This window comes from Mesorhizobium sp. M7A.F.Ca.US.007.01.2.1 (genome assembly GCF_003998165.1).
GTDB lineage: Bacteria > Pseudomonadota > Alphaproteobacteria > Rhizobiales > Rhizobiaceae > Mesorhizobium > Mesorhizobium ciceri.
Window position 1 is genome coordinate 23,238 of the sequence record NZ_RZQP01000026.1, and the last position, 21,044, is coordinate 44,281.

Below are 21,044 nucleotides of genomic sequence, written 5' to 3' on the forward strand. Positions count from 1 at the left end.
TGGGGGAGATCGGCAGTTCAGCCGCCAGCAAAACTACTGGTCCGCGTTGTTGCCCTTGGTGAGGATATCATCGGCCAGCGAGATCGCGGTGCGGCGGTCGGCCTCGCCGGCGGTGGCAAATGCCTCTTCCTGCATGCCGCGGATCCAGGGCTGGTCAGCGGGCGAAGCGCGTTCGAGCGCTGCCGTCATCATCGCCAGGCCGCGAACGATCTTGCCGCTCTGGAACAACAGATGGCCCAGCGTCGCCTGGGCGCCGGCATGGCCTTTCTCGGCGGCGAGTTGGAACCAGCGCCCGGCCTGCTTGACGCTGGCCTTCACCCCGCCCTCGCCCTTCAGGAACATCTGCCCCATCTCGAACTGTGCGTTCGGGTTGCGGTAGTTGGCAGCCGCGCGCATGTAGTATTCCTGGGCCGCCACCTCGTTCTCGGTGACCGGGCTGCCGGGAATGCCCGTGCGCAAATAGTCGCCAAGCGCCACCAGCGCATCGGAGACATAGCTTTCCTCGGGCGAGCCGGGCTCGACATCCTGGTCGACGATCTCGGAGAAGAACTTGAACGCCTCATAGTCGTCGCGCGCCACGCCGTCGCCCTCGGCATACATGCGGGCAAGCTTCCAGGTGGCGCCGATCTGGCCGTTTTCGGCGGCGTATTTGTAGGCCTCGGCAGCCTGCTCCTTGTGGCCGTTCTTGTAGGCGGAGAAGCCGAACTGGAAGACCGCCCAGGGGCTCGATTGCGGCTTCACCCCGGTCTTGTCGTCGAACACCTTGTCGTCGAAGGCCATGGCCTGGCCGACGGCGCCAAAGGTCGCGCCAAACGTGGCGGCCACGACCAGTGCCGAAAAGACAGATGACCTCAACAACTCAGATGTCCGCATAACAGTGTGTTTCTTTCGCACCGCCCGGATGGGTCACCGCGCCATCGCGCGCTGGCCCCACCGTCTGTGCATATTTCCATATCGCGCCCGACTGATAATCGGTCGCGCGCGCCTTCCATGTCTTTGCCCTCGCCGCCAGTTCGCTATCGGACAACGCCACGTCGATCGTGCCGTTCACCGCGTCGATCGAGATCACGTCACCATCCCTGAGCAGTCCGATCGGGCCACCCACGGCTGCTTCGGGGCCGACATGGCCGATGCAGAAACCGCGCGTCGCGCCCGAGAAGCGCCCGTCGGTGATCAGAGCCACCTTGCCGCCCATGCCCTGGCCGTAGAGTGCTGCCGTCGTCGACAGCATCTCGCGCATGCCGGGGCCGCCGCGCGGTCCTTCGTAGCGAATGACGAGAACCTCGCCTTCCCTGTAGTTGCGATGCGTCACCGCCTCGAAACATTCCTCTTCTGAATCGAAGCAGCGTGCCGGCCCGGAGAATTTCAACTCCGCCATGCCCGCGACCTTCACGATCGCGCCTTCGGGGGCCAGGTTTCCCTTCAAGCCCACGACACCGCCGGTTTGGGTAATGGGTCTGTTGGCCGGGCGGACCACATCCTGATGCTCATTCCAGACAACGTGCTGCATGTTTTCGGCCAAAGTGCGGCCAGTCACCGTCATGCAGTCGCCATGCAGATAGCCGTGGTCGAGCAGGGTCTTCATCAGCAGCGGAATGCCGCCGGCCTCGAACATGTCCTTGGCGACATATTTGCCGCCCGGCTTGAGGTCGGCGATGTAAGGCGTCTTCTCGAAGATCTTGGCCACGTCGAACAGGTCGAACTTGATGCCGGCCTCGTGCGCGATCGCCGGCAGATGCAGTGCCGCGTTGGTCGAACCGCCGGTAGCCGAGACCACGGTCGCCGCATTCTCCAGCGCCTTCAGCGTGACGATGTCGCGCGGCCGGATATTTCTGGCGATCAGCTCCATGATCTTTTCGCCCGAGGCGAAATTGAACCGGTCGCGCATTTCATAGGGTGCCGGCGCGCCGCAGGAATAGGGCAGCGCCAGGCCGATCGCCTCGGCGACGGTCGCCATGGTGTTGGCGGTGAACTGGGCGCCGCAGGAACCGGCCGAGGGACACGCGACCTGTTCGATCTCAAGCAGTTCGTCATCGCTGATCGTGCCGACCGAGTGCTGGCCGACCGCCTCGAAAACATCCTGCACGGTGATCTGGCGGCCGCGATAGCTGCCGGGCAGGATCGAACCGCCATAGATGAAGATCGACGGCACATTGAGCCGCACCATGGCCATCATCATGCCGGGCAGCGACTTGTCGCAGCCGGCGAGCCCAACCAGCGCGTCGTAGCAATGGCCGCGCATGGTGAGCTCGACCGAATCGGCGATGACCTCGCGCGACACCAGGGACGACTTCATGCCCTGGTGACCCATGGCGATGCCATCGGTGACGGTGATGGTGCAGAATTCGCGCGGCGTGCCGCTGGCGGCCGCGACGCCCTTCTTGACCACCTGCGCCTGGCGCATCAGCGAAATGTTGCAGGGCGCCGCCTCGTTCCAGCAGGAGGCGACCCCGACCAGCGGCTGCGCAATCTCGGCCGCCGACAAACCCATGGCATAGAGATAGGAACGATGCGGCGCACGCGCCGGACCGACGGTCACATAGCGGCTAGGGAGCTTAGCCTTGGAGATGACTTTGGCGTCCATACTCTTCCTTGCCCCATCTTCCCTGCAAATGGGGCGGAGCGGCCTGCCCCCTCGCCGAGCCTTTTGGCGCGTGTCCCGAGACAAGATCGAGGTGCGCCGGGTTTATGGCGGGAAATGGGCAATTTCCTCAGCCTGACCTCTACCGCAGGGGTTGTTCAGAAAGTGTTGCCAAAACGTCACAATAGCAGGAGGGCGACAACAGCGCGGCTTATGTGCACGCGGCCTATATGAATGGCGCACGGGCAAGAGCCGCCCAAATGAAAAAGGCCGGGTATTGCCCGGCCTTTTTGTAAAATTCTCAACAGGTTAGAACTTGATCTTGATACCGCCGGAAAATGCCGTGACCAGATCGTTGCCAAAATCGTAGGTGGCGTCGTCACCAATAATTTTTCCGTTCTCGCCAATCACTATGCCGGAATGACCACTGGTGAGCACACCGACTGCACCGGCCAGGCGAACCTCAATGTTGGGCTTCGGCGTATAAGCGACGCCGCCACCCAGCGTCCAGGTGTCGGTCTGCGCGCCGAAGCCATGCGAGGTGCCGCGATCCCAAGTCAACTGACCGGCTCCACTCCACTGATCGTTGAACTTGTGGCCGATACCACCTGATACGGTCCAGCCATCACGATACATCAGGTCAAGGGAGGTTGCCTCTGCCGGGCCGTTGGTGAAGCAAAGTGAGGACGGAGCCCCCACCGGGCAGATAGGAACGCTCTGCAGCAAACTCCAGTTCACCCACTTGATCGAACCGAAGGCAAGCCAGCCGGGAGCGATACCCGACTGCAACTTCAGCTCCACGGAATCAGGCATGTACTGTGTTGATCCGTAAATATCGGTAACGCCTCTGCCAATACTGGTGAGGTCGAGCGCACCCGAGATATTGTCGAGCTTGACTTTCGAATTGTAGACAAGGCTCGCGCGCAACGCGATGTCGGGGATTTCATAAGCGACGCCTGCGCGCCAACCCCAGCCACTGGCCTCGAGATCGACACGGCCTGTCAATGCTGGGAGTACGTTTACCAAGCTTTCTTTGAATCCCGAGATGTCTTGGTAAAACAGCCCGCCGATAAAACGAAGTTGGCCCTTGCCCGCATCAAATTTATAAGAGCATGTACCAGCGTAGTTGTTGCTCTTGATATCGGTTTCCGTATTGGAAAGCGCACCATTCCACATGCCAGGTGCGGTATGCGCGCCCCAGGGCTGCGAATAATCGACCATACAATCCACGCCTTGCACGACCTGGACCTTCATTCCCACGCGCGGAACCCAATAGCCCTCGGCTCCGTCGGCCGAGGTGCCCAAGCCGAGATCGGCTCCGCCTGGACCGCGCGCATTCTCGTACTTGCGGTCCGGCATCACATAGGTCGCTTCCGCTTCGGTCGCGAACGGAGCCGGATCGAACAGCAGATCGATATCGTAGCCGCCACGCTCCAGGCCGCCGGCATGTGCCGGATTCATCGCCGTCCCGATCAAAGCCAGCGAAAAGCAGCCCGCCCCCAGCAGCGCCTTCAGTCGCAGAATAGTCATGAAATGTCCTCCCCGAATTCGAGTGCACCAAGCTAGAACCAATTCAGGTTAACGGTGCAACAACGAATTCGCGGGCGTACATGTACACACTGGCCAGCCGCATTTTCGAGGAAATGCAACCGGGTGCGGCAAGGCCGAAAAATGGTCTGTGAAGGCTGAGCGGCTCTCAAAAAACAGGGAGAACCATCCAAAAAGGCTCGAAAACAGGCCTTTTTTGGGCTCCAGGAGCCCCATTGTTACATTATGGCAACAATGGGGCTAAAACTTCCGTTTACGTCAATATTAACGCAACGGAATGCTGATTTTCCAGGCGGAAAACCAGCATTTTAGAGGGGTCTAAAGTCTCGCGAATCTACCCTCAGCCGGCGTCGCGAACCCTGGCCAGCGCGATCGACAGCTTGTCCTGTGCATCGCGGTATTCGGCGAGCTTTTCACGCTCGGCATCGACGATCTCGGCCGGCGCGCTGGCCACGAACCTCTCGTTCGACAGTTTCTTGTGCAGGCGCGCGATCTCCTCGGTCACCTTGGCCAGTTCCTTCTGCAACCGTGCAGCCTCGGCGGCGAGGTCGATCAGGCTGCCAAGCGGCAGGCAGATCGTCGCCTCGTTGAGCACGATCTGCGCCGAACCCTTGGGCGCGATATCGGCAAGCGAGATGTCGCCGACCCGCGCCAGCCGCTTGATCGCCGACTCCTCGCGAACGAGGCGCTCGCGTGTCACATCGTTGGCGCCGACCACGACGAGCGGTGCGATGGCTGCCGGCGGCACGTTCATCTCCGAACGCACGGAGCGGATGCCGGAGACGAGGTCGACCAGCCAATTGATGTCGGCTGCAGCCTCGGCGTCTTCGAAGTCCGGTGACGGCCACGTGGCATGGCACAGCAGCGAGGGGCGTTGCTTGCCTTCGCCAGCGGTCTGCGCCCACAGTTCCTCGGTCATGAACGGCATCATCGGATGCAGCAGCTTGTAGATCTCGTCGAGCACGAAGGCGACGCAGGCTCGGCTTTCGGCTTTGGCCGCCTCGTCGGTTCCCATGAACACCGGCTTCAGCAGTTCCAGGTACCAGTCGCAGAACAGGTTCCAGACGAAGCGGTAGGCGGCGCCCGCCGCCTCGTTGAAGCGGTATGAGGTGATGCCGTCGGTGATCTCGCGCGCCGCCCGCGTCAGCTCGGTGAGGATCCAGCGGTTGACCGCCAGCTTGGCGTCGTTCAGCCAGAAATCGTCATTGCGCGCGACCTCGTTCATCTCGGCAAAACGCGTCGCGTTCCACAGCTTGGTGCCGAAATTGCGATAGCCGGCGATGCGCGCCGGATCGAGCTTCACGTCGCGGCCTTGTGCCGCCATCACCGTCAGGGTGAAGCGCAGCGCATCGGCGCCGTATTCGTCGATCAGGTCGAGCGGATCGATGACGTTGCCTTTCGACTTCGACATCTTGGCGCCGTTCTTGTCGCGCACCAGCGCATGGACATAGACGGTGTGGAACGGCTCCTCGTCCATGAAGTGCAGGCCCATCATCATCATGCGGGCGACCCAGAAGAAGATGATATCGAAGCCTGTCACCAGCACGTCGGTCTGGTAGTAGGTCTTCAGCTCGGGAGTCTCATCAGGCCAACCCAGCGTCGAGAACGGCCACAGCGCCGACGAGAACCAGGTGTCCAGCACGTCCTCGTCGCGGGTCAGGATCTCGCCCGGCTTGAAGTTCTCCAGCTTGTCCTCGACCCAGGCCTTCCACGGTCCTTCCAGCGCCAGATAGAATTCGATCGCGGCGCTCAGCGCCTCTTCCTCGGTCTTCTCGACGAAGACGCGCCCATCCGGCCCGTACCAGGCCGGAATCTGGTGGCCCCACCAGAGCTGGCGCGAGATGCACCAGGGCTGGATGTTCTCCATCCAGTCGAAATAGGTCTTTTCCCAGTTCTTCGGCACGAAGTTCGTGCGACCTTCGCGCACTGAAGCGATTGCCGGTTTGGCCAGCTCCGCCGCATTGGCATACCATTGCTCGGTCAGGAACGGCTCGATCGGCACGCCTCCGCGATCGCCATGCGGCACCGCATGGCGATGCGGCTCGACCTTTTCGAGGAAGCCGCCCTCTTCCATCAGCTCGACGATCTTCTTACGCGCGACGAAGCGATCGAGGCCGTCGAGTTCGTCCCAGACCGCCTGGCGCTCCGGCGTCACCTCGAGGCCGGCAAGGAAATCCTCATTGTCCCTGAGACTTACCGCCGCCTCCGTGGTCAGGATATTGATCGCCGGCAGCTTGTGGCGCTTGCCGACCTCGAAATCGTTGAAGTCGTGCGCCGGCGTGATCTTGACCGCGCCCGAACCTTTTTCCGGATCGGAATACTCATCCGCCACCACGGGAATCCTGCGGCCGACGATCGGCAGGACGATGTTCTTGCCGACCAGATGCCGGAAGCGCTCGTCGTCGGGATGCACCGCGACGGCCGTATCGCCCAGCATCGTCTCCGGGCGCGTCGTCGCCACGGTGATGAAGGTTTTCGGGTTTTCCGGGTCGAAGACCTTGCCTTCGACGGGGTAGCGGAAGTGCCAGAGATTGCCATTGACCTCCTGCTGCTCGACCTCGAGATCGGAGATCGCGGTGAGCAGCTTGGGGTCCCAGTTCACAAGACGCTTGTCCTTGTAGATCAGCCCTTCCTTGTAGAGCGTGACGAACACTTCGAGCACCGCCTTGGACAGGCCTTCGTCCATGGTGAAGCGTTCGCGTGACCAGTCGGCCGAGGCGCCGAGCCGCTTCAGCTGGTTGAAGATGGCACCGCCGGATTCGGCCTTCCACTCCCACACTTTCTCGATGAACTGTTCGCGGGTCAGGTCGCGGCGATGGATCTGCTTTTCCATCAGCTGCCGCTCGACCACCATCTGCGTGGCAATGCCGGCATGGTCCATGCCCGGCTGCCACAGGACGTTCTTGCCGCGCATGCGCTCGAAGCGCACCAATATATCCTGCAGCGTGTTGTTGAGCGCGTGTCCCATATGCAGCGAGCCGGTGACGTTCGGCGGCGGGATGACGATGGTGAAGGCCTCCGCCCCCTCCTCGGCCCCGGCACCGGCGCGAAACGCGTCGGCCTCTTCCCAGACTTTGGCGATCTTCGGCTCGACGGTTTTGGCGTCGTAGGTCTTTTCAAGCATGGGAAAATGGTCCGCGCTGTCGGGAGTTTGCTGGTCCGGTGTAAATCGGAAGGTTTTGGCCAAGTCAACCGCAAGGGCTGTCTCGGACCCTCACAACCAGATAGGCGCGGCCTCAGTCATTTCAACGGAACGCGATCCGTCGTCCTGCCGACAACGACTTCACCAAAAGAAACGGCGCCACGAAGGCGCCGTTTCCTCTGGGCAATCGGCATGGGGAACTACTGCGCCCCGCGCGCCACGCGCTCGATCTCCTCGCGCACCAGCCTTTCGACCAGTGTCGGCAGATTGTTGTCGAGCCAATCCTGCAGCATCGGCCGCAGCATCTCTTCGGCCATCTCGTCGAATGTCTTCTTGCTGCGGCTGGCAAACGCGTCGGAAAGCTCGCCAAAGGCAGCCGCGACCTGACGGCCGGTGTGCTCGGAAACGATCGCCGGACGCGGCGCGTCGCTGGCCGCCACCGGCCGCACCACGCTTGCATCCGGACGAGACGGCTCGGTAGCCGGTTTCGCGGCCGGTTCATCCCCTGGAGCCTCCACGGACGGCTGGGCAGCCGTCTTGCGTGCCTCGCTCCGGTCCGACACCGCCCTGGCCTGCTCGCCAACCGCGGCGATCTCGCGACGCCAATCGGCGATGGAAGCGTCGGCGACAGGACGCGATATTGGCGCTTCAGCCGTGATTGGCTCCGCTGCAACGCGGGCGCTGACCTCGGCGAGTGTCATCGATGGCCTTGCCGGGCTGGGATCGGGGCGCACCGGCGTTTCCATGCGCGCCACCACCGGCTCGGCCGGCGGCAGCTGTGACTGGACTTCCGCCAGCGTGACAGGCTTCCTGCCCTCGGGGGCGGCATGCAGGTCGGCACGAAAAGCTTCCACGTCGGGGGCTGCATAGGCGCTCGACGCGCGCTCCAGATCCTGGCTCAGCTCATCGGCGTCGCCCGGCTGCTTGCGGCCGCCGTCGCTGTCCTCGATGATCCGCCTGATGGAAGCCAGTATCTCTTCCATGGAAGGTTCGCGCTGTGCGCTGCTTGCCGTTGCCATCGTCACATCCGCCGCCCTTGTGACCCCTGTTGGGTTTTCCGCTCCGGCAGAGCCGGATCGAATCATGGCCACAGCGTAACCGACGGATCGCCGCACGAGAATCCCCAATCTGGGGACTTGTGGGATTTCAACAGATTAGCGCCATCTGAACCCGAGAGCCGCAGCGCGAAAGATCCTGCTCAAGCAGGGAACACGGCCAGTTCAGGCCGAACGCCTCAGCGGCCGTCCGGCGTGCGCAGTCCGTACCACTTGTCCTTGACCGCGTTGTAGTGCTCTTCAGGCTTGTATTTCGCTACCTGCAAGCCAAGGCGGTCGACGGACAGACGGCCGGTCGCCTGCAGGATGGCGTAGCTCGCCACCACCACATCGTGTTCGTAACCGGCCTGGTTGATCTGGGCGGTGATGACCGTCGCCTGCGCATTGAGGACGTCGAGCGTGGTGCGCTGGCCGACATTGCGCTCTTCGATGACACCGTTCAGTGCCAGCTTCGCGGCTTCGATCACTTGCCTGTTGGCCGTCAGCTGCTGCTGCGCGGCGGTGTACTCGGTCCAGGCGGCGGTGACGGCCTGGCGCACCTGGTCGCGGCTGACATCGACCTGGATGCGGGCCTGGCTGAGCGATTCCTTGTCCTGGCGCACGATCGCCGAGGTGCGGCCACCCGAATAGATCGGGATGGTCAGCGTTGCCCCGACACTGGCCGAATTGGTCGTGCCATCCTGCGAACCGACACCCGGCAAAGGCGAGGTATTGCGATAGGCGCTCGAAACGCCGGCGGAAGCCGACAGCTGCGGCAACAGCGCACCTTCGGCCGACTTCACCGAAAACGCCGCGGCATCGACCAGATGCTGCGTGGCAAGGATGGCCGGATGCTCGTTCGAGGCCACCCCGACGGCGGCGGCGAGGCTCGACGGCAACAGCTTTGCCACCGGCGAAGCGCCCTTGAGTTTGCCCGGCTCGTCGCCAACGATCTGGCGATAGAGCGCCGCACTTGCCAGCGCCTGCGCCCGGGCAGCACTCAGCGACGCCACCGCGGCGGCGCGCGAAGCGTCGGCCTGGGCGACATCGGTGCGCGTGCCTTCGCCAACTTCGAAGCGCGAACGCGCCGCGCGCGCCGTTTCGGTCAGGAACTGCAGGTTCTGCTCGGTCAGCACGGCGACCTGCCGGTCGCGAATCACGTTCATATACGCTTGCGCCGCGCTGAACAGGATGCCCTCTTCAGTGTTGCGCAGGCTTTCGACCGAGGCCCGGACCTGCGCTTCGGCGGCAGCGACATTGTTCCTGGTCTGAAAGCCGTCGAACAGCGTCTGGTTGATCTGAACGCCAAAATTGCCGGTGGTCAGCCGCACGCTTGAATTGGTGCCGTTGAGATGGCTGCTCGAATAATCGATATCCGCCGAGCCGGTGACAACCGGGCGGTAGCCCGACTTGGCGATGGCGACACCCTCGTCGGTGACGCGAACGCCGGCACGGGCCGAATTCAGTGAAGAATTGTACTGGTAGGCCTTTGCAAGCGCGCCGGAGATGGTTTCGGCTGAAGCGGCCAGTGGGGACAGCATGGTCGCCGAAACGAGGACGGCGGTGAAAAGTGACTTGCGTAAAGACGGCACGGTTAAACCCTCATTCGTTTTCCATGGGAACCGCGCCGCGCCTGCTTCTCTCATAGATCAGCCGGCGCCGCGTGTTCGTGTTCCCTGCTGCTCACCCCCAAAGTGCCCCCAGTTTGGCATCAGCAGCGATCGTTCAAATGCAAGCGACCATGACAAAGCCTCTGCTGCAAGGCCAAATCATTCAGAATTCGAAAGCACGAATGCGTTCAAACCCCGGTAGTGGCTTAATTGCCGCATTAAATGCACGTCTTCCGGTTACAACCCCCCCGGCCTTGAAAAAGAGACGGGCCACGCCGGAATTGCCCTGCCCTTCGACGGCGACGAGTCGGCCGCCTTCGGCAAGCTGGTCGAGCAACGGGGCCGGCACTTCCGCGACACTGCCACCGATAAAGATAACATCATAAGGCGCCTTGGCGGCATGCCCCTGCGGCAACGCGCCCTGGACGACGGTCACATTGCCGCAGCCAAGCGACGAAAGCGTCGATCTGGCGGTTTCCGCCAGCGCCGAATCGTTTTCGAGCGCCACTACGGACCCGGCCAGCCGCGACAGGATGGCCGAGGCGTAGCCCGTTCCGCAACCGACATCGAGCACCGAATCGGTCGGGTTGATCTCGGCCAGCTGGATAAGCTTGGCCAACGGCGACGCTTCCATCAGGTAGCGCGAACCGTCCGCGCCGGCTGCAATGCGGATGTCCTCGTCGATATAGGCGAGATCGCGCTGGGCGGCGCCGACAAACATCTCTCTTGGGACGACAAGCATTGCATCGAGTAGCGGCGCGCTGGTCACATCTGTGGTGCGGACCTGGCCGTCGACCATCTTGACGCGTAGTTCGGAGAAATCAGCGCTCATGTCCCAACCAGTCCGCTTGCCGCGCCAGAACCGCGGTCCATTGTGTCAGGAACTTCAGGCCCCTGCGCTGCCGCGCGGGGGCCCGGGCATTGGAGGCCTCGCCCGGAATCGAACCGGGGTGCAAGGATTTGCAGTCCTCTGCGTAACCACTCCGCCACGAGGCCTCATTGCTCCCGGCGTTCCACCCGGTTCCAATAGGTTGCGGCGAAAATGCCGTCAAGCGGCCACCTTGCATTCCGAACGGTTTCCTCGCGTCAGTCCGGACGGCGTCCGGCAAATCATCGGACCGCTTTATTAGCGGACAGTTAAGCATAGCCTGATGGGAGAAGAAACGCATCCTGTCGCCGCATGACAGGGCAAGGCTTGCCTCGGCCGCGGCTGTTCTCAAGCAGATCCGTGAGGCACTGGAAGAGCAGGCCGCCCACTGAAACACCACCTTGCGCTATCGGCGGTCAATCGGGCCGGCGACGCCGTTCCCACCAGACGACAAAGCGACGCCGGTGACGGCGGACCATGGCGAATTCATAGGACAGCACCAGCAATCCGAGCGGAACCATCCAGAAGCCGAGGATCGGCAGGAAACCGAGGATGCCACCGATGGTCAGCAGGATGCCGATCGTGATTCTGAGCCCGCGCGAGCGCGGCATTTTGAACTCGCGCCCGAAAACAGAGATTTTGCGCGCCGGCATCTGGTTGTCTTGTGCTGTCATCGTCTCGAAAGATTGACCCGTTTCGATCGTTCGCAAGCATGCTCAAACCAAAGCCGCCGCCGCGCTTTCGGTTCCATATCCCTGCCAAGACGGCTAATATGAGGGCATCCTTCGACGATTGCGAGAAAGGCCTATGCGAAAAAGCCTCGGAAAAATGTGAAAAGCTTCTTTGCAAAGCCGAAAAGGGCAGCTATAGGCTGCGCCACTCACATAAGAGCCTCCGTTCCCCGGTAGCTCAGTGGTAGAGCAACCGGCTGTTAACCGGTTGGTCGCTGGTTCGAATCCGGCCCGGGGAGCCAAATTCTTCAAAGCGTTGAGACGGTCAGGTCGCCCATAGGGGCTGATCTATGGCATGTCTGGAAAACCGCAGGCAGCCGCAGGTTGATCCTCAACTTGACCTGGCGCCGCTATGCAGCGCGCTTCGATCACGGCGATCTCTTCACGGCGATCTCATCAGGATTTCATCTCTTGTCACCGTTCGGGTTGGGTGCCGGTGCCTCTCGCACATCTCGTGGTGGCGGGTCGACATGTTCAAGCTCTGGCGGGGCTTCTTTGTCCCGACGTCGGACAGGTAGCTTCTCCGGTTCGGGCTTCGATGGTGGTTCTTTGATCTTGCTCGGCATAATCGAGTTAACCGCACTGCCGGTCCCTTGTTCCCGCAGCAAGCCGAAAACCTGAATGGGGGAACCGGGAGCGCCAAAGAGCGTTTTCTCGCATGCTCAAGAAGATCGCCCTTGCCGCCGTGCTGGTCCAGGTTGCCGCGGTTTCGGCTCTCATCACTCAGACGGTCCTCTTCGCGTCCACGGCCACACAGGCCGCCAACGCGCAGCCCGGCGACGCAGTCGCTGTCACTGCCGACAAGGAACCGGACAAGGCGGCGCAGCCTGCTGGTGCCGACCAATGCCCAACCCGGCTTGTGACCAGCAAGGTTTTCACGAGCAACGTAATTACGGCGCAACGATAGTTCGCCATCGATGCCGGCCATCCGTCGATCCCCCCAATTTAAGTCAGGGCAATGTGCTTGAAAGCGCAATGATTCCTGTTACTTGCGGCATGGGGCGAGTGCGTTTGGGTTGGGCAAGAATTGGTATGATTTCATCGAATATGGAATGCCCGCGCTGTCATGGCAGCGGCAGGGTTTTCGACTGCTCCAAATGGTATGCGTCAAACGGGCACTGCTGCCCGCAGGGAACCCATCGGGGTGGCTGCCCCGGAAAGACGGGGGCCTGCACGGAATGCGACGGCCTGGGGACAATGGCGGAGCCTCCGCTGAGGGCCGTGGCATAATCTGCGATAGTGTCGCATGCCGCTGATGGCGACGCGGACGCGCCCGCCAAAAAACCGTACTAACGGCTCGAACAACAACCGCCCGCCAAAGGTGAGCTGGCAGGGCAGCTCACTTTGTAGCGATGCGGAAACGACGACCATGCAGCCGAACCATCCTGATGGCGCCGCCCCTTATCAAGGCTAAGCGGTTACCCCACCACGACCTGACCTTGTGCCGTCCATCCAAGGGAATTGGGCAAGCGGGTCCTGCAAGATTTTGACGGATCTTGCGAAGCCGGCGACGGCATCGCGCGCCACTGTCAGCGGAACCTGGCCGTCGTGAGCACGCTGGCAAGCTCGAAAGGCCGTTTCGAAAATCGGACCCCGCCGCTCCCTTGGCCACTCGTCAAAGAAGTCGAACGCATCGTCGAGGCACCCTATTTCTTGAATGAACTCGCCATTCTTGACAAGAACCGGTCGGTCGAACGTCCTGTCACTCATGTAATCCTCCATTCCGCACCTGGGTTGTTGTTGGTTCGGGTCATCATGCGATTGCATGCTCCGGCTCGGCCAACATGCCGCCGCCTCCACGCCCGGGCGGTACCGTCGCAAAGGCCGGGATTGGCGGCGGATCATCATCGTCATCTCGCCAGGGGCGCCGCATCCAACCGAGCCGGCTCTTCTTGCGGCGCCGGTCGAAAGACAGGCTGACGGTTCCCGACTCCTTTGAAACACGCGGTTCCCGCCCGGTTTCGTCCAGAAGGCGGAGTGCGCGAAGTATGTCGCTGACTTCCACGATGGCGCCGTTGTCCAATTGCCGCAACGCGGGATTGTCAGGAACCGCATGAACGTCGGAAGCCCAGAAAGCGAGCAAAGCCCGCTTTGCACCGATCGTCATCGTCTCCTCGTTCAGCACATCATCTGGCGTCCGCAATCCGGCGGATTCCGCGGCAAGATTTTTCGGTTCAGGTTGGTGAAAACTGTAAGTTCCGGTTCTCATCTCCATTCTCCGCGATCTGTGCCTCCCGGCCGAACCGGGAGGCGGACCGTAGATTTAGGTCCAGGGAATCAGGCGACCTCGCGTTGAGGCTCCGCATCCGAGTCGATCAACTGCTTCTTGCCGGGTTGCTCGAGCGAAACCGCTTTGGCTTCGGACCCTATCTCAATGCGCCGAGGCTTGAGTTCCTCGGGCACTTCGCGGACCAGGTCCACTGACAGCAAGCCATTCTCGAGGTTGGCCGCCTTGACCTTTACGTGGTCGGCAAGTTTGAACACCTGCTTGAAGTTGCCCGTCGCCAAGCCGCGATGAAGGACCTCCCGATTTTCCTGGTCGGGTTTCCTTTGGCCGACGACAGACAATTCGGGGCCGTTCTGCATGAGTTCGACCTCATCGAGAGCGAAGCCGGCGATAGCCATCGTAATGCGATAGTCGTTCTCGCCGGTCTTCTCGATATTGTAGGGAGGCCAGTCGGAGCGTACGCTTTTTTCGAGCATATCGAAGAGACGGTCGAAGCCGACCGTTGTGCGGTAAAGAGGGGTATAATCAGAGCTTCTCATAGCCATATCCTCCGTGAAGCAACATGGATTACGAGGCTGTCGCAGCGTCGCTGCGACGCCAGTATGTCGAGCCGAAGCCTCGACGGAAAACGATCTGGTAATCGTGTTTTTTTCCTTCAAGAGGGGCGACAAAAATATTTTTGGCCGGCAGGCAGGTGCCCAAGGCGCTGCCTTGCGTGCTGGTGGCCACTGCGCGATGTTGACGCCAGGGGTGGATGCGAATCATGCGAAAAATTTTGATGTCAGGACTGCTGCTCGCGGCAGCCTTTTCCGCGAACCCGGCCCACGCGCTGGACAGCAGCGGCACGCCTGTCGTCGTGACCCCTCTTGCGTCGCGCACGACGACCGCGTCCGGCCAACCGATCACGCTGCCGCAGAAGAACGTGCAGGTGCTGGTCTCGACCTACGACATCGCGCCGGGCGCGACCTTGCCGGTCCACAGGCACCCTTTCCCGCGCTATGCCTATGTCCAGGCCGGCACGCTGAAGGTCACCAATGTCGAGACCGGCGACAGCAACACCTACAAGGCCGGCGATTTCATCATCGAAATGATCGGCCAGTGGCATCAGGCCACCAATATCGGTGATATCGAGGTGAAGCTTCTGGTGATCGATCAGGTCGAGCAAGGCGCCAAGAACACGGAATTGCGCCAATAACCGCGAAGTCCGTGCCCGGCGCGAAAGTCTGTTCGCGCTTTCGCAGCAACCGGCGCGGTGGTAGGGCTGGCCGGGAAATCATGGAATGGATCGCCCCTTGACCAAAGCTCTCCGCCTGCCGCTGATCGAAATCTGTGTCGAAGGCATTGACGGCCTTCTCGCGGCGCAAGCCGCCGGCGCCGACCGGATCGAACTGTGCGCCAGCCTCGTCGAAGGCGGCATCACGCCAAGCCTCGGCACGATCCGCGCCGCCATCGAGCAGGCAAACGTGCCGTTTCACGTCATGGTGCGGCCGCGCGGCGGCGATTTTCTCTACAGTGCGACGGAATATGCCTCGATGCTGGCAGATGTCTCGGCACTGCGCGAACTCGGCGTGCCCGGCGTGGTGTTTGGCTGCCTGAACGCCGATGGCACCATGGACGAGGCGCGCATGAGCGAACTGACGCAGGCCGCCGGCCCCTTGAACGTCACCTGCCATCGCGCCTTCGACATGACGCGCGAGCCGGCCGAGGCGCTCGAATCGCTGATCCGCAGCAAGGTCGGCCGCGTGCTGACCAGCGGCCAGCGTGACACTGCCATCGAAGGCTTGCCGCTGTTGGCGGATCTGGTGCGGCAGGCCGGCGACCGCATCGTCATCCTCGGCTGCGGCGGACTGGATTTGCACAACATTGCCGAAGTGCGCAGCAGAACCGGCCTGTCCGAAATGCATTTTGCCGCCCTCAAGGATGTGCCGAGTGCCATGGACTACCGCAATCCCCATGTCGGCATGGGTGGTTCCGATCTCGATCGCGAGTACCGCAACACGCTGACCGACACAGCGCTGGTGGCGGCAACGATCGCGGCAGCCAAGGCATGACCTCGAGCCCTGCCCCGATAGCCCGTGTATCGGCCCAAGACGAAGCGGCGATCCTGGCGCTCAACAACGAGCATGCCGCCGAACTGTCGTGGCTGGAGGCTGAGCGGCTGTCCTTCCTGCTTGGCGAAGCATTTTACACCAAGCGCATCGGCGATCTCGAAGCCTTCATCATGACCTTCGACCAGGACGCCCGCTACGACAGCCCGAATTTCCTGTGGTTCCGCCAACGCTACGAGCGCTTCGTCTATGTCGACCGGGTCGTCGTGGCGGCGCACGCACGCGGCCGCGGCCACGCCCGCCGGCTCTATCAGGACCTGTTCGGCCATGTTGAGCGCGCCGGCCACACGCTGGTCACCTGCGAAGTCAACACCGCCCCGCCGAACCCCGCCTCGGATGCCTTTCACGCCGCGCTCGGCTTCGTCGAGGCCGGCGGCGCCGTCATCCATGGCGGCAAGAAAGCGGTGCGCTATTACGCCAGGCAGATCAGCGCCTGACAGACCAGGCAGATCCGCGCACGAAGACGAGGACTACTGGAACAGGGCTGTCGCACTCACCAGCGTCATCCAGAACCCCCAGACCAACGGGATGCCGACCAGCAGCCAGGCCAGCGTGAGTTTGATCGAATTCTCGTTGTCTTGCGCCATGGTCGGCCTCCTCAGAGCTGATCCCGAAAAGTGGACTCCGGTTTTCGGAAAAGATCATGCTCAAACAATAAGATAGAGCCCATCCCGATTCTATCGGGATGGAACTGACTCTAAGCCACCGCTGGTTCGGTCTTCATGTGGAAGCGCGCATTGACGGGCCGCATCATCAGGTTGAGCAGGAGGCCGACAACCAGCAGGCCGGCCATGATGTACATGGTGACCGTGTAGGCGTCGGCCTTCGCAACGCCGCTGTCGATCTGGTACTGCCGGATATAATTCACCAGCACCGGGCCAAGCACGCCCGCCACCGACCACGCGGTCAGCAATCGGCCATGGATGGCGCCGACGTAACGCACGCCGAAGACGTCGCGCAGGTAAGCGGGAATGGTGGCGAAGCCGCCGCCATACATGCTGAGGATGATCCCGTAGAACAGCACGAACAGGAAAACGCTGCCGGTCTGGCCGGTCCACGGCACCGCCGCATAGAGGACGACGCCCAGCGCGAAGAAGATGGCATAAGTTGTCTTGCGGCCGATATAATCGCTGGTCGAGGCCCAGAAGAAGCGGCCAAGCATGTTGAAGATCGACAGCAGGCCGACGAAGCCGGCGGCAGCGGCAGGCGTGATGCGTCCCGGAAACATCTCCTGGCTCATCGCCGAGGCCTGGCCGAGCACGCCGATCCCTGCCGTCACATTAAGGCACAGCACGCCCCACAGCAGCCAGAACTGCGGCGTCTTCAACGCATCGTCGAGATGGACATTGGACGTCGTCACCATCGCATTCTGTGCCGCCGGCGGCGTCCATCCGGCAGGCCTCCAGCCCTCCGGCGGCACCCTGACGATAACGGCGCCGATCAGCATGAAGACGAAATAGACGATGCCCAGCACCAGGAAGGTTTCGGCGACGCCGATGTGCTCAGGCGTCGAAAACAGCTTCATCAGATAAACCGACAGCGGCGAGGCGATGAAGGCGCCGCCGCCGAAGCCCATGATCGCCATGCCGGTTGCCATGCCCGGCCGGTCCGGAAACCAGGTGATCAGCGTCTTGACCGGCGAGATATAGCCGAGGCCGAGACCGATGCCGCCCAGCACGCCGTAGCCGAGATAGATGATCCACAACTGGTGCAGATAGACGCCGAGCGCCGAGACGATGAAGCCGCCGCCGAAACAGCAGGCAGAAGCGACCATGGCTTTGCGCGGACCGACGCGATCCAGCCAGCCACCGCCGAACGCCGCCGCAATGCCCAGGAACAGGATCGCGATCGAGAAAATCCAGCCGAGGCCGGTCAATTTCCAGTCGTCGGGCGCCGAGTCGGTGATGCCGATCAGCTTAGACATCGGCAAGTTGAAAACGCTGAACGCATAGGCCTGGCCGATGCAAAGGTGGATGCAGAGCGCCGCCGGCGGCACCATCCACCTGCTGAAGCCAGGCTCGGCGACGGTGCGTGAGCGGTCGAGCCAGCCGCCCGCCCTTTCCCCGGTCGTATCCATTCCATCCTCCCAGATGCGTCTTCGAACCATCTTCTCAGATGTGTCCTGCGAACAAACTAGGCGGGTAAGCCGGCGAGGCAATAAGGAATGCCTGCCATACGACCAATGTCTAATGAGACTGGTCCATATCGGAAAGCAGGTCATCGCTTTCCCGAAAGTTAGATTAGAAACAATTAATTGACTGTCTGCTTACGAAGCGCGATCCCTCCACCTGCACTCACGATCATCTGGCCGGGCACGACGGCATTCACCAGTTGCGGTTGAGCCATTCGCGCGCCGGGCGCTCTATGAGGTAGTAGCTGCAGGCCGCGCAAGCGAAGACCGCGGCCAGCATCGGTATCGGCGCGCTGCCTTGCTCATAGACGAATTTGTAGAACGGCTGCTGCCATAAATAGAGCGAGTACGACCACAGCCCCAGCGTCGCCATCGGCCAGGACGACAGCAATCCGGAAAAATACCGTGGGCTGAAATCGAGTGCGTTGACGGCCAGAGCCAGCAGCGGCACCGCGAAGAGATAGTGCATCGGCGTCGGCACCCGATCCAGGAACAGGACAACGGCACAGACCGTCGCCACCAGGGCCACATGCTTGCCTCTCAAAAACGCCGGCAGCCTGCCGTCGGTCTTGAGCAGGCAGATCGAAGCCGACAGCAGGATCGACGCGATGTGCACATCCGTGCGCCAATAAGTGGTTTCGTAGTCCATCCCCAAGACCCAGTACGAAACCGCGCCGTTGGCCATGGCCAGCAAGGCCAGCGCCAGGAGCAGCACGACCACGCGAGAGCGACTTGAGACGGTGACGCTGATCAGCGCCAGGATGATGTAGGCGTGCTCCTCGATGCAGAGCGACCAGATATGGTCGAGCGCCCCTGCCCGAGCCACGAGAATGCCGGCATAATTATAGGTGAATGTCAGCGCCGTCAGCGCGGCCTTCCATTTGAAGGCGAGGAACGTGCCGGAGAGCGCGATCATCGCGACGACTACGAAGACCAGAAGAGCCGGATAGATGCGGGAGAAGCGGCGTTTGAAGAATTTTTTCAGCGGGTAGCGTTCGATGAACAGGATCTCGCCCATCAGCCGGCCGCTGAGCACGAAGAAGAATTCGACGCCCAGCACGCCAAGATTGATTCCCGGAACCGGAAAGAAATGGCCGATCAGAACCAGCGCGATCGAAAGCCCGCGCCAGCCGTCGAGATAGGCCAGTCTTGTTCTGGTTGATCTGTCGGCGGCGGATCGGGACGGAACGACATGCGTCGCGGAAATGTCGGTCATGCCGATCCTCTCGCAATAGGTATGCGAAGGGTACGACGGTACATTTCGAACCCAGCTCGCATTCCCGCCCTCGTTCATATTGCAGTGCAATATGGATTTGTGCAAGTGCGAGATTGCTGCCGGATCAGGTCCGGCCTCCGGCTCGGCGGGGATTTGCTTCAAGCAGTGCGGCAGCGATTCCATCAGCAACTGAACGGATGCAGGCCGCCGCACGAGAAAAAGGGGCCACGGAGGCCCCCTTTCCTTGTCTGCGACCGATCGTATTAGAAACTGTTTCGAAACTCGCCCTGGCGAGTCATATGGCGGTGGTTTCGAGAACCGGAGCGGAGCGTACTTTTGGTACGTGAGCACCGGAAGCACAGAAAACGCCATCAGATGGCCGCCGGAGTAGAGTTTCCAAACAGTTTCTCAGGCGTTGGCTGCCGCAACCGCGCGCTTGGCCATCACCGCGATCAGATTGGCGCGATAATCGGCCGAGGCATGGATGTCGGTCATCAGATTCTTCGCCGGCACTTTCACACCTTCCAGTGCCGAGGCCGCGAAATTCTTGGCCAATGCTGCCTCGATCTCCTTCGAGCGGAAGACGCCGTCATCGCCAGCTCCAGTGACGGCGACGCTGACGCCATCCTTGCCCTTGGCAACGAACACGCCGACGATGGCGTAGCGCGATGCCGGATTGCGGAACTTTTCATAGGCCGCCTTGGCCGGCGCGGTGAAGGTGACGGCGGTGACGATCTCGCCTTCCTTCAACGAGGTCTCGAACAGACCCTTGAAGAACTTGTCGGCAGCGATCTCGCGCTTGTTGGTGATAATGGTGGCGCCCAGCGCCAGCAGCGCCGCCGGATAATCGGCCGCCGGGTCGTTGTTGGCGATCGAGCCGCCGATCGTCCCCTTGTGGCGCACCGCCGGATCGCCGATCAGTGACGCCAGATGGGCAAGCGCCGGACAGGCCTTCTTCAGCTTCTCGTCATTGGCAACGGCGTGATGCGTGGTGGCGGCGCCGATGGTGACGGTCTTGCCCGACACCTTGACGCCCTGCAGCTCCGCGATCCGCGACAGGTCGACAAGGTCTGACGGCGCGGCAAGCCGCGTCTTCATCGCCGGGATCAGCGTCATACCGCCCGAAAGCAGCTTGGCGTCGCCTGTCTTGACCAGCTTGGCAGCATCGGCGACCGAGGCGGCGCGGTGATAGTTGACTGCGTACATGGAATTCTCCCTTGGGTGAATGGGCGAATAGGGAGTAGCGAATAGCGAATAGGATCTATCCAGTCGCACCGCCTTCTCTTCCCTATTCGCTACTCCCTATTCGCTATTCGCTTTCAGTGTTTCGTCGCGCGGATCGCGGCCCAGACGGTGGACGGCGAAGCCGGCATGGCAAGATCGTTGCTGCCGATGGCGTCGGTGAGGGCGTTGATCCCCGCCGGCGGCGAGCCGATGGCGCCGGCCTCGCCGCAGCCCTTGATCCCCAACGGATTGCCCGGGCATGGCGTGTTCGAGGTCGAGACCTTGAACGACGGCAGATCGCCGGCGCGCGGCATGGTGTAGTCCATGTAGCTCGCGGTCAAAAGCTGGCCGCTATTGTCATAATGGGCGCCTTCGAGCAGCGCCTGGCCGATGCCTTGCGCCAGCCCGCCATGCACCTGGCCCTCGACGATCATCGGGTTGATGATGTTGCCGAAATCGTCGGCAGCGACGAACTGGACGATCTCGGTGACGCCGGTTTCCGGGTCGACCTCGACCTCGCAGATATAGCAGCCCGCCGGGAAGGTGAAATTCGACGGATCGTAGAACGCCGTCTCCTTCAGCCCGGGCTCCATGCCGCCCGGCAGGTTGTGGGCAGTGTAGGCG

General features: G+C 61.9%; 20 protein-coding genes and 2 tRNA genes. 5 read left to right on the forward strand and 17 right to left on the reverse strand.

Going from position 1 to position 21,044, the window contains the following annotated elements; genetic code table 11:
• Window positions 1-33: 33 nt before the first annotated feature.
• The 9 genes from EN949_RS07535 to EN949_RS07575 form a co-directional block, all read right to left on the reverse strand.
• A complete protein-coding gene (locus EN949_RS07535) occupies window positions 34-873 on the reverse strand; it encodes a tetratricopeptide repeat protein (protein WP_013531284.1) in 840 nt (279 codons plus the stop codon).
• The gene (gene ilvD / locus EN949_RS07540; protein WP_024503842.1) at window positions 860-2,584 is read right to left on the reverse strand and encodes a dihydroxy-acid dehydratase; all 1,725 of its coding nucleotides are present in this window, start codon (window positions 2,582-2,584) and stop codon (window positions 860-862) included. Before ilvD ends, EN949_RS07535 begins: the two co-directional genes overlap by 14 nt.
• A gap of 306 nt (window positions 2,585-2,890) precedes the next feature.
• Window positions 2,891-4,111, reverse strand: a complete 1,221-nt coding sequence (locus EN949_RS07545) for an OmpP1/FadL family transporter (protein ID WP_013531282.1) — start codon at window positions 4,109-4,111, stop codon at window positions 2,891-2,893.
• A gap of 358 nt (window positions 4,112-4,469) precedes the next feature.
• The gene (locus EN949_RS07550; protein WP_013531281.1) at window positions 4,470-7,253 is read right to left on the reverse strand and encodes a valine--tRNA ligase; all 2,784 of its coding nucleotides are present in this window, start codon (window positions 7,251-7,253) and stop codon (window positions 4,470-4,472) included.
• Between the two features lie 218 nt (window positions 7,254-7,471).
• On the reverse strand, window positions 7,472-8,290 hold the full coding sequence (locus EN949_RS07555) for a PopZ family protein (RefSeq protein WP_013531280.1): 819 nt from the start codon (window positions 8,288-8,290) through the stop codon (window positions 7,472-7,474).
• Window positions 8,291-8,505: 215 nt separating this feature from the next.
• Window positions 8,506-9,897 carry a TolC family outer membrane protein gene (locus EN949_RS07560; protein ID WP_063168121.1) on the reverse strand — a complete coding sequence of 464 codons (1,392 nt, stop codon included), beginning with the start codon at window positions 9,895-9,897 and terminating at the stop codon, window positions 8,506-8,508.
• Between the two features lie 181 nt (window positions 9,898-10,078).
• The gene (locus EN949_RS07565; protein WP_024503837.1) at window positions 10,079-10,747 is read right to left on the reverse strand and encodes a protein-L-isoaspartate O-methyltransferase; all 669 of its coding nucleotides are present in this window, start codon (window positions 10,745-10,747) and stop codon (window positions 10,079-10,081) included.
• 90 nt (window positions 10,748-10,837) lie between these two features.
• Window positions 10,838-10,911 (reverse strand) — tRNA-Cys (locus tag EN949_RS07570).
• Between the two features lie 288 nt (window positions 10,912-11,199).
• Window positions 11,200-11,457, reverse strand: coding sequence for a hypothetical protein (locus tag EN949_RS07575; protein ID WP_024503836.1), 258 nt, complete (start codon window positions 11,455-11,457; stop codon window positions 11,200-11,202).
• Window positions 11,458-11,681: 224 nt separating this feature from the next.
• Between EN949_RS07575 and EN949_RS07580 the strand changes: the two genes are divergently transcribed.
• Window positions 11,682-11,756, forward strand: a tRNA-Asn gene (locus EN949_RS07580).
• 416 nt (window positions 11,757-12,172) lie between these two features.
• Complete coding sequence (locus EN949_RS07585; RefSeq protein ID WP_127367194.1) at window positions 12,173-12,421, forward strand: hypothetical protein; 249 nt, start codon at window positions 12,173-12,175, stop codon at window positions 12,419-12,421.
• A 503-nt stretch (window positions 12,422-12,924) separates the two neighbouring features.
• Here EN949_RS07585 and EN949_RS07590 read toward each other — a convergent pair.
• The 4 genes from EN949_RS07590 to EN949_RS35800 all read right to left on the reverse strand — a co-directional run bounded on the left by EN949_RS07590 (window position 12,925) and on the right by EN949_RS35800 (window position 14,587).
• Window positions 12,925-13,224: a DUF982 domain-containing protein gene (locus EN949_RS07590; RefSeq protein WP_127367195.1), complete on the reverse strand. Its 300-nt coding sequence runs from the start codon at window positions 13,222-13,224 to the stop codon at window positions 12,925-12,927.
• A gap of 43 nt (window positions 13,225-13,267) precedes the next feature.
• Window positions 13,268-13,729, reverse strand: a complete 462-nt coding sequence (locus tag EN949_RS07595; protein WP_245441289.1) for a hypothetical protein — start codon at window positions 13,727-13,729, stop codon at window positions 13,268-13,270.
• Between the two features lie 62 nt (window positions 13,730-13,791).
• Window positions 13,792-14,280 (reverse strand): Hsp20 family protein, encoded by a 489-nt coding sequence (locus EN949_RS07600; protein WP_013531273.1) that lies wholly within the window; start codon window positions 14,278-14,280, stop codon window positions 13,792-13,794.
• Between the two features lie 28 nt (window positions 14,281-14,308).
• Entirely contained in the window at window positions 14,309-14,587 is a 279-nt protein-coding gene (locus tag EN949_RS35800; RefSeq protein WP_164753782.1) for a hypothetical protein, read from the reverse strand.
• On the opposite strand from EN949_RS35800, the gene EN949_RS07605 reads away from it, so the two are divergent.
• The 3 genes from EN949_RS07605 (at window position 14,505) to EN949_RS07615 (ending at window position 16,286) form a co-directional block, all read left to right on the forward strand.
• Entirely contained in the window at window positions 14,505-14,936 is a 432-nt protein-coding gene (locus EN949_RS07605) for a cupin domain-containing protein (protein WP_024503833.1), read from the forward strand. The two genes, EN949_RS35800 and EN949_RS07605, sit on opposite strands and share 83 nt — an antisense overlap.
• A gap of 85 nt (window positions 14,937-15,021) precedes the next feature.
• The gene (locus tag EN949_RS07610) at window positions 15,022-15,792 is read left to right on the forward strand and encodes a copper homeostasis protein CutC (protein ID WP_063168153.1); all 771 of its coding nucleotides are present in this window, start codon (window positions 15,022-15,024) and stop codon (window positions 15,790-15,792) included.
• Window positions 15,789-16,286 carry a GNAT family N-acetyltransferase gene (locus EN949_RS07615; RefSeq protein WP_127371665.1) on the forward strand — a complete coding sequence of 166 codons (498 nt, stop codon included), beginning with the start codon at window positions 15,789-15,791 and terminating at the stop codon, window positions 16,284-16,286. The genes EN949_RS07610 and EN949_RS07615 overlap by 4 nt, the downstream gene beginning before the upstream one ends.
• Before the next feature lie 260 nt (window positions 16,287-16,546).
• Here EN949_RS07615 and EN949_RS07625 read toward each other — a convergent pair whose 3' ends face one another.
• The 4 genes from EN949_RS07625 to EN949_RS07640 all read right to left on the reverse strand — a co-directional run.
• The gene (locus EN949_RS07625) at window positions 16,547-17,926 is read right to left on the reverse strand and encodes an OFA family MFS transporter (RefSeq protein WP_013531269.1); all 1,380 of its coding nucleotides are present in this window, start codon (window positions 17,924-17,926) and stop codon (window positions 16,547-16,549) included.
• A gap of 247 nt (window positions 17,927-18,173) precedes the next feature.
• On the reverse strand, window positions 18,174-19,196 hold the full coding sequence (locus EN949_RS07630) for an acyltransferase (RefSeq protein WP_127367334.1): 1,023 nt from the start codon (window positions 19,194-19,196) through the stop codon (window positions 18,174-18,176).
• Between the two features lie 408 nt (window positions 19,197-19,604).
• Window positions 19,605-20,402, reverse strand: coding sequence for a xanthine dehydrogenase family protein subunit M (locus EN949_RS07635; RefSeq protein WP_063172334.1), 798 nt, complete (start codon window positions 20,400-20,402; stop codon window positions 19,605-19,607).
• A 113-nt stretch (window positions 20,403-20,515) separates the two neighbouring features.
• Window positions 20,516-21,044, reverse strand: a 529-nt coding sequence (locus EN949_RS07640) for a molybdopterin cofactor-binding domain-containing protein (RefSeq protein ID WP_164782480.1), incomplete at its 5' end; no start/stop codon positions are given.

Bases quoted from the DNA above. Each gene is read 5' to 3' on its own strand.
- EN949_RS07535 (WP_013531284.1), bottom strand. From the start codon at position 873: ATGCGGACATCTGAGTTGTTGAGGTCATCTGTCTTTTCGGCACTGGTC.
- ilvD (WP_024503842.1), bottom strand. From the start codon at position 2,584: ATGGACGCCAAAGTCATCTCCAAGGCTAAGCTCCCTAGCCGCTATGTG.
- EN949_RS07545 (WP_013531282.1), bottom strand. From the start codon at position 4,111: ATGACTATTCTGCGACTGAAGGCGCTGCTGGGGGCGGGCTGCTTTTCG.
- EN949_RS07550 (WP_013531281.1), bottom strand. From the start codon at position 7,253: ATGCTTGAAAAGACCTACGACGCCAAAACCGTCGAGCCGAAGATCGCC.
- EN949_RS07555 (WP_013531280.1), bottom strand. From the start codon at position 8,290: ATGGCAACGGCAAGCAGCGCACAGCGCGAACCTTCCATGGAAGAGATA.
- EN949_RS07565 (WP_024503837.1), bottom strand. From the start codon at position 10,747: ATGAGCGCTGATTTCTCCGAACTACGCGTCAAGATGGTCGACGGCCAG.
- EN949_RS07575 (WP_024503836.1), bottom strand. From the start codon at position 11,457: ATGACAGCACAAGACAACCAGATGCCGGCGCGCAAAATCTCTGTTTTC.
- EN949_RS07585 (WP_127367194.1), top strand. From the start codon at position 12,173: ATGCTCAAGAAGATCGCCCTTGCCGCCGTGCTGGTCCAGGTTGCCGCG.
- EN949_RS07590 (WP_127367195.1), bottom strand. From the start codon at position 13,224: ATGAGTGACAGGACGTTCGACCGACCGGTTCTTGTCAAGAATGGCGAG.
- EN949_RS07595 (WP_245441289.1), bottom strand. From the start codon at position 13,729: ATGGAGATGAGAACCGGAACTTACAGTTTTCACCAACCTGAACCGAAA.
- EN949_RS07600 (WP_013531273.1), bottom strand. From the start codon at position 14,280: ATGAGAAGCTCTGATTATACCCCTCTTTACCGCACAACGGTCGGCTTC.
- EN949_RS07605 (WP_024503833.1), top strand. From the start codon at position 14,505: ATGCGAAAAATTTTGATGTCAGGACTGCTGCTCGCGGCAGCCTTTTCC.
- EN949_RS07610 (WP_063168153.1), top strand. From the start codon at position 15,022: ATGGATCGCCCCTTGACCAAAGCTCTCCGCCTGCCGCTGATCGAAATC.
- EN949_RS07615 (WP_127371665.1), top strand. From the start codon at position 15,789: ATGACCTCGAGCCCTGCCCCGATAGCCCGTGTATCGGCCCAAGACGAA.
- EN949_RS07625 (WP_013531269.1), bottom strand. From the start codon at position 17,926: ATGGATACGACCGGGGAAAGGGCGGGCGGCTGGCTCGACCGCTCACGC.
- EN949_RS07630 (WP_127367334.1), bottom strand. From the start codon at position 19,196: ATGACCGACATTTCCGCGACGCATGTCGTTCCGTCCCGATCCGCCGCC.
- EN949_RS07635 (WP_063172334.1), bottom strand. From the start codon at position 20,402: ATGTACGCAGTCAACTATCACCGCGCCGCCTCGGTCGCCGATGCTGCC.